A 12,162-nucleotide genomic window follows, 5' to 3' on the forward strand; every position below is an offset into this window, starting at 1 on the left:
TTATTTAAAAAAACACATCAATATATTTAGTTTCTTTCATTAATAGAAAGATAAAAGCGATCTATTATAGATAATCATTAAAGGATATTTTATGAAAAAGCTGACATTGGCTGTTCTCGCTGTTGCTATTATGGGTGCAACAACTCTTGCTCAAGCTGATACTCGTAAAGCAAGTGCTGTTGCTTCATGGGATGCGAAAGCATACAAAGATACTAAAAGTATGTTAGTTGTTACACCATTAAAATCTTTAACTTTCTATTATGCAGAAGGTATTAAAGCATTTAACTCTCAAGATGGTGCGTTCGATATCACTATTCAAGGTCAAGAAAATGCCACTGACTTTAAACTGACTTCAAAAATCATCACCGATAAATTAGTACGTACTTCTGATAACAGTGAATTAACTGTTGGTGTTAAATGGAATGGTACTGACTTAACTAGCTCAACAGACACCACCATGGTTGACGTTGCAACAGGTGCAACGGCTGGTCTTGATTTCTTAGCTCAAGACGGTGCTTACAACGGTAAAGAGCGTGTAAGCGGCCAAAGCCAATTCACGTTCAATATTGCTTCTGCAAAAATCGCTGGTACTGATGCTCAATTCTCTGATTTAGCAGACGGTTACTGGGATGGTGACGTTAAAGTTCAATTTACTGCAACTTGGGAAGGCGACTTCACCAAAGGTCCATAAGCCATAAAGTTTATTTTAATAAATTAGGGTGAGCGAATTTTCGCTCTCCCTCAAGGATCTGTAATGAAAAAAATAATATTGACGTGTTTGAGTCCTTTATTTTTTTATAGCCAATTTGCAGCAGCCATCCATGTCGGTGCCATTACTGAAACAATGCCGTCAAATCAAACTATTCTTGCAAAAGAAATTGAAAATAATGTCGAGCAAGCACGGTTAGTTGGATTATCTATTGAGCGAATTTCATCGCCTTTAGAAGATGGAAAAGTGATCCCTTTAGTTAATAATGAGATTTTGATCTCACCAGCAAACTTAATTTTACCCGGTAAAACCAAAGAAAATTTCAAGATTTTCTATAAAGGTCCTAGTGATAATCAAGAGCGCTATTATCGCTTAGTTTGGCGTGATGATCCCGTGACTGAAACTGGATCAACACAGAGCGCAAAAGCAGCAACTGCGACCACATCCGCAATGATAAGCACCATCTTAGTTGTCGCGCCACGTCAAGAAAATTTCAGTTACCGTTTCGATAAAAGCACTCGTATTGTTTATAACATGGGGAATAGCTCATTCCGTACTGTCGCCACGGGCGATTGTATGCCTGATGCCGTGACAAAAAATGAAAATAATCGTTGTAGTGAACGCTATTACGTCATGCCGGGCCTTGGTGTCAAATTAAAGCAAGTCGATGTTCAAAGCAAAAAATCAACTGTCGGTATTTGGCATAACGATGATTTTATTATTATAAATTAATTTAATAAGGACTCCTTGTGCGTAAATCTGTAGTGGCACTAGGCATTGCTATGTTCCTATTGTCCGAGAATACATATAGCCAACCAACCAGTTTAAAGATTGGTAATTATATTATTCCCAGTGTCTTTGCTACTGCATTAGAAGAAGGCATGACGATCCCTGTTTATCTGCGTTATAACCTTTCTAATCAATCTGTATTAGAAGAACAAAGCCGTAATAAGATTGCAGATGCGCTGGTAGTACTTAAAGACCATCAAATTGTTATTAGCTCTATCACACCAACTTACGATCGTGACGATTCTCAAGTTGCTTCTATTAATGACAAAATTATTAATTCACTTATCTCATTGAAAGATGCACAAATTGGGCAACAAGGCAAAGTCACGCTTTCACCTGATGCTAGTCTTGTGTTTGATTTAAACTCCTTCATTATGACCTTGGATGTCAGCGAGGCAGGTCTTGCCACACAAGTTAAAGCCCGTTCAGAAATGCTTGGTGAATCAACAGTCAGAAATATATCAGCAGTCACAACCTATGATTTAGGTGTCTACAACAATCAAATGAAACAGCAAAAAGATAACACCAACAGTTATTTTTCAATCGATAGTATTTGGAGTTTTGCTGAAAACCATTTGAATTTAAGCGCCACTGCATATGGCTTAGGCACCGCAGAGCAATCTTTTGACTTTTATCGTGCCATGTTTGAACGTGACTTTAATGGTCGCCGTCTTGCTTTTGGTCTATTAAATACATGGAACTTACAATCTATTGCTTCCATGTCAGCACTCAATAGCAGTAAAGTTTATGGTGTTACTTACGGTAATAACTCATCGTCTAAAGTAAGCCATTCTCAACTTTCTCTAACACCCATTACGGTCTTTTTACCCAGTGCAGGTGAAGTGCGCATTTATCGTGAAGGTAAGCTATTAAGTATTCAAAATTTCCCAATGGGAAGCTTTGAAGTCGATACCGCTCCGCTGCCTTTTGGTATTTATCAAGTTGAAGTTGAAGTTGTTATTGATGGTAAAGTTCACGCCAAACAAACTCAAACCGTGAATAAAACCTTCAATATGCGAGGAGCGACCTTAAACCAATTTCGTTGGGAAATATTCTCAGGCTATGTAGATTATAAAAAACGCATCAAAAACAGAGACAATGGTTATAAAACATCCAACTCTGATAATACTTGGCTAGTGGGTGGTGCTGGTACTGTCACTTTAGGGGTTTTCTCCGGGTTAAATTTACAAGCGTCAACCTATGCATTTGATGATTTAGCCGTCCTTGAAACTAATGCCAATTTACAACTCAGTGAAAATCTATCAACCAGCTGGCAATCGCTTTTTGCTAACGATGGCAGTGATCGCAATATCATTACAGCATCTTATTCACTACCAAAAGGTTTGGGCTCGCTTTGGGTAAATAAAGAGAAAGGGAATATCAAAGATGATTTCCCGATGTATGACTCTGATAACTACTCTTTTGGTACTACGCTGAACTTAACGCAATTTTGGGAATATGCAGGATCATTTACCTATTCCTACACCAAAGATTTACGCGATAAAAACAAATCAAACAACTTTGAGTATTCCACCTCACTCTATAACGGGCGTTATGGCAGTATGAGCTTGCGTACTGGTATCCAGCGTTATCACTACGATAACCAAAACAGTACCAACGAAAAATACATTACCTTAGATTTTTCATTACCACTGGCAACATGGCTTAGTGCGGGTGTTTCTTCCAGCAATGGTAATGTGCGTGGTGAGTTATCTGCGTCAAAAAGCTTTGAAGATTCTGCTATCCGTAACGCAGGCTTATCCGTGTCCACCCTATTACATGATAAAGACGGTACTGACAGTGATTTCTCTGTCAGTGGTTACGGCTCGTTTGATACTAAATACAGCACCGGTACATTAACCATGAGTCGCCCTAATAATGATCGTTTAAATACCACCTTAACGGCGCGAGGCTCACTGGCTTATAGTGATATGAATTTCTCCGCCAGTGGTAAACAAGAAACATCGGGCGTGATTGTCAAAACTGGTATTGATGGTGAAGGACAAATTGCCGCCAACGTCAATGGTCAACGCTTTGTGTTATCGGGTAGTAATAACTTTATTCCGCTCTCTCCTTATGCCGAATATAAAGTCGAATTGCTGAATGATAAAAACAGTGAAGACAGCTTTGATATTGCTTCGGGTCGGGTGAAAAACGTGGTGCTTTATCCGGGTAACGTTGCAGTGCATCAACCTGAGTTAAAACAGATGGTCACCGTGTTTGGTCGAATGAAATCGCCTGATGGCACATTGTTAGCCAGTGCTCAGGTACGTAACCATATCGGGCGAACTCAAACCGATACCCAAGGGCAGTTTGCGATGGATGTTGATAAACGTTATCCAGTGATTTCATTACAACAAGATGATAAACAAATTTGTGAAGCTGAATTAGATCTGTCGTCAGCTCGCGGTGTGCTATGGGTGGGTGATGTGATTTGTGATCCACAAACTACGTTGGCGAGTCGAGATTAAAAGGAATAATAATGTCTATTGTCCGCTTTTTTATTTTTTCAGTTCTAATGACTCTTTCTTTCAGTTCATTAAGTAAATCCACAGAAAACTGGTATATGGTAATAGAGAATAATGTTGATAATGAATACTTTATCACATCGGTCGATCTAGATTACCGTTTTACTGGTCCTAGTAAATTATCTAAATATGCTACTAATAATATTAGTATTGGATATATGGGAAAAAATGAAATGAAAATTACCCCTAGATCTAAAATATATATGGATGTTTGGCTAGAGAACTCCCCTGTAAATTATCCTTATATAGGTAACCGATGCATGGTCGGTAATGGCTGCCCTGATTCATTCCTTGCACCCGACGTTATCAAAAAAGATGGCTTTTATCATTTATATCAAGAAAGAACTGTTAGGGAATCTCAATATGTCAGACCCGCATTCTCAGAATCATTTTATGAATATTTAAAAAATAAAAGCATCAATAGCAGTGATACTTTCCATCTCTATACATGTTATACAACAAAAGATTATGACATTAATAATAATCAAACATGCCAAGATGTTGGAGGGAAAACTGAGAATCTAGATCTCACAGCAACTAAAATTGCACATATGAAATTAAAATCTACAAATGCGCTGCAAGAAATATTTATTGATAGCAATGGTAATCCTATTTTAGGATTAGGCTCTAAGTTTTGTGAAGTAACTATAGTTAATAAAAATAATGGTATCATGTGTGCATTAGGTGAATATGATTTTCAAGGCAGTATTGAAGAGTTCGGTAATAAGCTAGGAATTCGGGTTAACGTATCGTCTATAATTATGGATAATAAGCTTATTTCTAGGGATGATTTATTAATTGGTAATGGAAGTAACACTTGGCAAAAATACGATAGTAATACAACATCTATCTCTAATTATTTAAGATTATCAGATCTACTTGGTAAAAGTAATAATAAAATATATATATTTATGTCTAATCAATTTCTAAAGAAACTTATTGATAATCATATTGATCTATCCTCTAGCCAAAATATGTTTACGTTTTTATTTAAAAATAGCGTAGCTCCGCAATCTGGCTATTATGAATTTACGCCTTCCAATACTCTTATTATAAAACCCCGTGATTATGGCATTAGTATTGTCTCTAAAGAACTGGTAAACAATCCTTATAGAGAAGGGAAAGTCGGCGATAAAGAGCCACCACTAACCTTTGACTATATTGTTACCACCAGTGCATTTCGCCAAGCCAATAAAATTACTGCCGCCGTTGAAGGGCCTCAAACCACAATTCGTGGACAATCTTATTGCTTATTTAGCTCTAAAGATAAAAAAATCAATGTACCTTTTTCAGCCTATTTAACGTATACCGATGAGGGTGGCTCAAAAGTAAAAACGCGTACAGCTTGCGATAACGTGCCTATCTCCATTAAAGAGGCATTATGGACGGAGACCACATGGCCTTATCCTTATCAGTTAGAAGGTAATTTCTATCGCACTGATTTACAACTCACCTTTCCTATGAATGAAAGTACATCTCTTTTCTCAATGGAAGGTGAAGACTGGATTGGTGTCGTTGAAGCCAGCGGTTATGTCAATGTCTTTGCCGAATGGTCTGGTACTGATATTTACTAAAAGTCAGGCCGCTCAATCTACGGGTATAAATTTAGTGTTTATACCCGTTTTATTTTTAACCCTACATTATTCAATCTAGAATAACAGCATTATAACGAGATTTATTACTATTATTAAAAAGCAATTTTAAAAAAGTAAAATAAGCTCCTTTTTATGATTAATCATTTAAACACAATCATATATAGACTTGTTTTATTCTTATTTAATAAATCAACATTTATAACAAAATAAATAATAACATAATGTAACTATTATTTTACTTTTTTATTTCATTCTGACCGCTTTATAAAAAAACAATCATCTCATAAAAGCCCATTCTGACAATCAAATTAAGATAGTAGTTATTCTTAATTTAACTCTTAATATAACTTTAATAATAAAAAACTTTCTTTTTTGACACGTAAAAGGTGTAAATATCGCATTATCTAGACGATAAGAAATTTTAAATTAAAAAAGAACATTATTTAAATATAAACTATAATTTTCACATCTATTTTGGATGATATGCAAATTAAAATACAAAACAAGTAAAATATAAAATATAAAATATAATTTGAAAAACAAAAAATAAGAAATAAATCTTATGATAAAAATCGCCATACTCCCTATAGGAGTGAAACAAGGTTAAATAGATAAATATATTTTAACTTTTATTTTTTAAACAATAAATGCTATAAGAATTTTCTTATCAACTTATACTAGTATGTTGTCTAAATTAACTCACATAATAAGTATTCAGATATAAAACACAGGGTTAGGAGATATCCATTTCAGATAAAAACACCACAATTAATTAACAATAAAAAAATAACTCTTATTTAAATCGTTATTTCTTTAAATAGCAATTAGGGACTCATTATACCTAAAAAACAATAAGACAATATTTTATTGATTAATAAAAAATCAAAAAGAATTATTCTTTAAAATAGCATTTATTTAAATGATGCATTTTAGAGAAGGACTCTTTTATTCAGAAAATGGATAAACGCATAAAATTTCTTTCATTAATAGAAAGATAAAAAAGCAATCTAATATAGATAATCAATAAAGGATATAGTATGAAAAAGCTGACATTGGCGGTTCTTGCTGTTGCTATTATGGGTGCTACTACCCTTGCTCAAGCAGACACTCGTAAAGCAAACGCAGTTGCTTCATGGGATGCAAAAGCAATTAAAGATACTAAAAGTATGTTAGTTGTTACTCCATTAAAATCTTTAGTATTTAACTATGCTGAAGGTATTAAAGGCTTTAATACTCAAGATGGTGCGTTCGACATCACTATCCAAGGTCAAGAAAAAGCGACTGACTTTAAACTGACTTCAAAAATCGTTACTGACAAATTAACTCGTGCTGCTGATGATAGCGAATTAACAGTCGGCGTTAAATGGAATGGCGTAGCCTTATCTAACTCAACAGATACCACTATGGTTGACGTTGCAGCTGGTACTTCTGCAGGTCTGGATTTCTTAGCTCAAAATGGCGCTTACAACGGTAAAGAACGTGTGAGTGGTCAAGGCCAATTCACTTTCAATATTGCGTCTGCAAAACAAGCTGGTGCTGATGCTAAATTCTCTGATTTAGCAGACGGTTACTGGGATGGTGACGTTAAAGTTCAGTTTACTGCAACTTGGGAAGGCGACTTCACCAAGTAAAACATCGTAAGCCATCAAACTGGTTTTTAATAAATAAGGGGCGAGCGAATTTTCGCTCATCCCTAAAGGATTCGTAATGAAAAAAATAATATTGACGTGTTTGAGTCCTTTGTTTTTTTATAGCCATTTCGCTTCGGCTATTCATGTCGGTGCCATTACTGAAACAATGCAGTCTGACCAAACTATTCTTGCCAAAGAAATTGAAAATAATGTCGAGCAAGCTCGTTTAGTCGGGTTATCTATTGAACGTATTTCATCGCCTTTAGAAGATGGAAAAGTGCTCCCTTTAGTTAATAACGAGATTTTGATCTCGCCAGCAAACTTAATCTTACCCGGTAAAACCAAAGAAAATTTCAAGATTTTCTATAAAGGCCCTAGTGATAATCAAGAGCGCTATTACCGCTTAGTTTGGCGTGATGATCCGGTCACAGAAACAGGTGCAACCCAAAATCAAAAGGCAGCAACTGCGACCACATCCGCAATGATAAGCACCATTTTAGTCGTTGCTCCTCGTCAAGAAAATTTTAGTTATCGTTTTGATAAAAATGCTCGCATTGTCTACAACACGGGAAATAGTTCATTCCGTACCGTTGCAACGGGTGATTGTATGCCTGATGCCGTGACAAGAAATGAAAATAACCGTTGTAGTGAACGCTATTACGTCATGCCGGGCCTTGGTGTCAAATTAAAACAAGTCGATGTTCAAAGCAAAAAAGCAACTGTCGGCGTTTGGCATAACGATGATTTTATTATTGTGAATTAATTTCATAAGGACTCCTTGTGCGTAAATCTGTGGTGGCACTAGGTATTGCTATGTTCCTATTGTCCGAGAATACATATAGCCAACCAACCAGTTTAAAGATTGGTAATTATATTATTCCTAGTGTCTTTGCCACTGCATTAGAAGAAGGTATGACTATTCCTGTTTATCTGCGTTATAACCTCTCTAATCAATCAGTTTTAGAAGAACAAAATCGTAATAAAATTGCAGATGCACTGGTTGTACTTAAAGGTAATCAACTGGTTATTAGTTCAGTCACACCGACCTATGATAATGATGATTCACACATTGCTTCTATCAATGAAAAAATTATCGAATCATTGGGTGAATTAAAAGACATGCCTATTGAGCAACAAGGCAAAGTCACGCTTTCGCCTGATGCAAGCTTAGTCTTTGACTTAAACTCCTTCATTATGACTTTAGATGTTAGTGAGTCAGGTCTTGCCACTCAAGTTCAAGCTCGTACCGAAATGCTTGGTGCATCTACTGTCAGAAATATGTCAGCAGTCACAACCTATGATTTGGGTATTTATAATAATCAGTTAAAAAATCAAAAAGATAATACCAACAGCTATTTTTCTGTTGATAGTATTGTTAGCTTTGCCGAAAACCACTTAAACCTGAGTGCTACGGCTTATGGCTTAGGTACCGCAGAGCAGTCTTTTGACTTTTATCGTGCCATGTTTGAACGTGACTTTAATGGTCGCCGTTTTGCTTTTGGTCTATTAAATACATGGAACTTACAGTCGATTGCATCAATGTCGGCACTTAATAGTAGTAAAGTTTACGGGATCACTTACGGTAATAACTCGTCATCTAAAGTTAACCATTCACAACTCTCACTCACTCCGATTACCGTTTTCTTACCTAGCGCAGGCGAAGTGCGTATTTATCGGGAAGGTAAATTATTAAGTATTCAAAGTTTTCCAATGGGAAGCTTTGAAGTTGATACCGCTCCGCTGCCTTTTGGTATTTATCAAGTTGAAGTTGAAGTGGTGATTGATGGTAAAGTTCACGCCAAACAAGCTCAAACCGTGAATAAAACCTTTAATATGCGTGGTGCCACACTTAATGAGTTTCGTTGGGAAATCTTCTCCGGCTATGTTGATTATAAAAAACGCATTAAAAATAGAGATAATGAATATAAAACCTCTAACTCAGATAACACTTGGCTTGTCGGTGGCGCAGGAACAGTTACTTTAGGGGTGTTCTCAGGATTAAATTTACAAACCTCAACCTATGCATTTGATGATTTAGCCGTCCTTGAAACTAATGCTAATTTACAACTCAGTGAGAACCTATCAACCAGTTGGCAATCGCTTTTTGCTAATGATGGTAGTGATCGCAATATCATCACGGCATCTTATGCTTTACCTAAGGGCTTTGGTTCACTTTGGGTAAATAAAGAGAAAGGGAATATCAAAGATGACTTCCCGATGTATGACTCTGATAACTACTCTTTTGGTACTACCCTGAACTTAACGCAATTTTGGGAATATGCAGGATCATTTACCTACTCCTATACCAAAGATTTACGCGATAAAAACAAATCAAACAACTTTGAGTATTCCACTACTCTCTATAACGGGCGTTACGGCAGTATGAGTTTACGTACTGGTATCCAACGCTATCACTATGACAATCAAAGCAGTACCAACGAAAAATACGTCACACTAGATTTCTCACTGCCATTAGCCACATGGTTAAGTGCCGGTGTTTCTTCCAGCAATGGTAACGTGCGTGGTGAACTCTCAGCATCGAAAAGCTTTGAAAATTCAGCCATTAGTAATGCAGGCTTATCTGTATCCACCCTGTTACATGATAAAGACGGTACTGACAGTGATTTCTCTGTTAGCGGTTACGGTATGTTCGATACCAAATACAGTACGGGTACGTTAAGTATGAGCCGCCCTAATAATGATCGTTTAAATACCACATTAACGGCACGAGGTTCATTGGCTTATAGCGATATGAATTTCTCCGCCAGTGGTAAACAAGAAACATCAGGGGTAATTGTCAAAACCGGTATTGATGGCGAAGGGCAAATTGCTGCCAACGTCAATGGTCAGCGCTTTGTGTTATCGGGCGGTAATAACTTTATTCCGCTTTCTCCTTACGGTACTTATAAAGTCGAATTACTGAATGATAAAAACAGTGAAGATAGCTTTGATATTGCTTCGGGTCGTGTGAAAAACGTGGTGCTTTATCCGGGTAACGTTGCGGTACATCAGCCTGAGTTAAAACAGATGGTCACCGTATTTGGTCGAATGAAATCGCCCGATGGCACTCTGTTAGCCAGTGCGCAGGTACGTAACCATATCGGTCACACACAAACCGATCATCAAGGGCAATTTGCGATGGATGTTGATAAGCTCTATCCGGTCATTTCATTGCAACAAGATGATAAACAAATTTGTGAAGCTGAATTAGACCTTTCATCTGCACGTGGTGTGCTATGGGTGGGTGATGTGATTTGTGATCCGCAGACTACTTTAGCGATTCGGAATTAAGATCTCTTTAAATTAGGTTCCTAATATTATGATAAATTTTAAAAAATTAGGTTTTATCTTTATATCTTTATTTTCTTCTAATTCATTCGCTGACAAAAATGAATTCTTTTTTGTCGAAAATAATATCGATAATGAATATTTTATTACTACGTCAAAATTAAGTCCTCGCTTCACTGGCTCAAATGAGTTCGCGAAATTTGTAGAAAAGCACGCTAGCCTAGGCTATATGGGTATGGGCACATGGAAAGTGGGGAAAAATTATTATGGTGATATTTGGTTAGAAAATTCTCCCATTAGAGAACCTTTTACGGGTAATCGTTGCCGAAGGGATCAGTCTGGTTGTCCGGATACTGCATTAAATGCAGCGGAGTATATCCTAGCCGATGGTGCTTATCACATCCCAGCTTTCAATAACGATGGACAATCGAATAATGCTAGAGGGATTTTCTCCAACAGTTCATATTTATTTTTTGATAAAATGGCAGTAAATACTCAAACAACTTTAGACTACCGTTTTTGTTCAACAAATAAATTTTATGATCCATCAAGAGGTCAACGTTGTGTCGATGTTGAGCCTAAAAATGAAGAAAAGACCATTTACGATTTAACAAAAGTTGGACATTTAAAATTAATTTCTACAAATGCATTACAAGAAATTTTTGTTGATAGTAATGGTAATGCCATATTAGGTCTAGGCTCCAAATTCTGTTCTATAACAACAATAGCAAATGTCTCAGGGGTAAGTTGTCGTCTTGTAGAATCTGAACTAAAAGGCTCATTAATCAGTACAATTCGCATTAGTTTAAATATAGATCCAATGCTAGGTTTTGACCCTAAAAGTGCCACAATTAAAATAAAAGGAAGCAACTTTACCAAGTGGTATAATTACAATGATAGAACTTATGCTACAAATATTTTATCTGCCGGAGAAAATGGAATTGATGTCTTTTTTTCACAAACATTTCTAAAAGAACTCATTACTCGTAAAATTGATTTATCTAAAAGCCAGCAATTATTTACGTTTGGTTTTGATAACAAAACCGTTGCACCACAATCTGGCTATTATGAATTTACACCTTCTAATACGATTATTATAAAACCTCGCGATTATGGCATTAGTATTGTCTCTAAAGAACTGGTGAACAATCCTCATAGAGAAGGGAAAGTCGGCGATAAAGAGCCACCGCTAACCTTTGACTATATCGTTACCACCAGTGCATTTCGCCAAGCGAATAAAATTACTGCCGCCGTTGAAGGACCTCAAGTCACATTAAGAGGCCAGCCTTACTGCTTATTTAGCTCTAGAGACAAAAAAATTAATGTGCCTTTTTCAGCCTATCTAACTTATACCAACGAAAGTGGCTCAAAAGTAAAAACCCGTACAGCTTGCGATAATGTGCCTATCTCCATTAAAGAAGCCTTATGGACACAAACTACATGGCCTTACCCTTATCAGTTAGAGGGTTACTTCTATCGTACCGATCTACAACTGACATTCCCAATGAATGAAGGTACTTCTCTTTTCTCAATGGAAGGGGAAGACTGGATTGGTGTGGTAGAAGCCAGCGGTTATGTCAATGTATTTGCTGAATGGTCTGGAACAGATGTTCACTAAAAAT

Annotated in this window: 8 protein-coding genes; all 8 read left to right on the forward strand. The window is 36.5% G+C overall.

Translation table 11 applies throughout. From position 1 onward, the window contains the following. Window positions 1-91 precede the first annotated feature (91 nt). Window positions 92-691 carry a common pilus major fimbrillin subunit EcpA gene (gene ecpA, locus EHE21_RS15935; protein WP_194951215.1) on the forward strand — a complete coding sequence of 200 codons (600 nt, stop codon included), beginning with the start codon at window positions 92-94 and terminating at the stop codon, window positions 689-691. A 63-nt stretch (window positions 692-754) separates the two neighbouring features. Beyond that, window positions 755-1,441, forward strand: a complete 687-nt coding sequence (locus EHE21_RS15940) for a hypothetical protein (protein ID WP_194951216.1) — start codon at window positions 755-757, stop codon at window positions 1,439-1,441. 17 nt (window positions 1,442-1,458) lie between these two features. Beyond that, window positions 1,459-3,969 carry a CS1-pili formation C-terminal domain-containing protein gene (locus EHE21_RS15945; protein ID WP_194951217.1) on the forward strand — a complete coding sequence of 837 codons (2,511 nt, stop codon included), beginning with the start codon at window positions 1,459-1,461 and terminating at the stop codon, window positions 3,967-3,969. A gap of 11 nt (window positions 3,970-3,980) precedes the next feature. Further along, a complete protein-coding gene (locus EHE21_RS15950; RefSeq protein WP_194951218.1) occupies window positions 3,981-5,600 on the forward strand; it encodes a fimbrial protein in 1,620 nt (539 codons plus the stop codon). 1,058 nt (window positions 5,601-6,658) lie between these two features. After that, window positions 6,659-7,252 carry a common pilus major fimbrillin subunit EcpA gene (gene ecpA / locus EHE21_RS15955; protein ID WP_194951219.1) on the forward strand — a complete coding sequence of 198 codons (594 nt, stop codon included), beginning with the start codon at window positions 6,659-6,661 and terminating at the stop codon, window positions 7,250-7,252. Between the two features lie 76 nt (window positions 7,253-7,328). Next, window positions 7,329-8,015 (forward strand): hypothetical protein, encoded by a 687-nt coding sequence (locus EHE21_RS15960; RefSeq protein ID WP_194951220.1) that lies wholly within the window; start codon window positions 7,329-7,331, stop codon window positions 8,013-8,015. Window positions 8,016-8,032: 17 nt separating this feature from the next. Beyond that, window positions 8,033-10,543 (forward strand): CS1-pili formation C-terminal domain-containing protein, encoded by a 2,511-nt coding sequence (locus EHE21_RS15965; protein WP_194951221.1) that lies wholly within the window; start codon window positions 8,033-8,035, stop codon window positions 10,541-10,543. 232 nt (window positions 10,544-10,775) lie between these two features. Continuing rightward, window positions 10,776-12,158, forward strand: coding sequence for a fimbrial protein (locus tag EHE21_RS15970; protein WP_194951222.1), 1,383 nt, complete (start codon window positions 10,776-10,778; stop codon window positions 12,156-12,158). The last annotated feature ends 4 nt before the right edge of the window (window positions 12,159-12,162 follow it).

This window comes from Proteus sp. GOKU (assembly GCF_015475555.1).
GTDB classification, from domain to species: Bacteria; Pseudomonadota; Gammaproteobacteria; order Enterobacterales; family Enterobacteriaceae; genus Proteus; species Proteus mirabilis_B.

Excerpts from the sequence above, each read along its gene's own strand:
- ecpA (WP_194951215.1), top strand. The coding sequence starts at position 92 with ATGAAAAAGCTGACATTGGCTGTTCTCGCTGTTGCTATTATGGGTGCA.
- EHE21_RS15940 (WP_194951216.1), top strand. The coding sequence starts at position 755 with ATGAAAAAAATAATATTGACGTGTTTGAGTCCTTTATTTTTTTATAGC.
- EHE21_RS15950 (WP_194951218.1), top strand. The coding sequence starts at position 3,981 with ATGTCTATTGTCCGCTTTTTTATTTTTTCAGTTCTAATGACTCTTTCT.
- ecpA (WP_194951219.1), top strand. The coding sequence starts at position 6,659 with ATGAAAAAGCTGACATTGGCGGTTCTTGCTGTTGCTATTATGGGTGCT.
- EHE21_RS15960 (WP_194951220.1), top strand. The coding sequence starts at position 7,329 with ATGAAAAAAATAATATTGACGTGTTTGAGTCCTTTGTTTTTTTATAGC.
- EHE21_RS15970 (WP_194951222.1), top strand. The coding sequence starts at position 10,776 with ATGGGCACATGGAAAGTGGGGAAAAATTATTATGGTGATATTTGGTTA.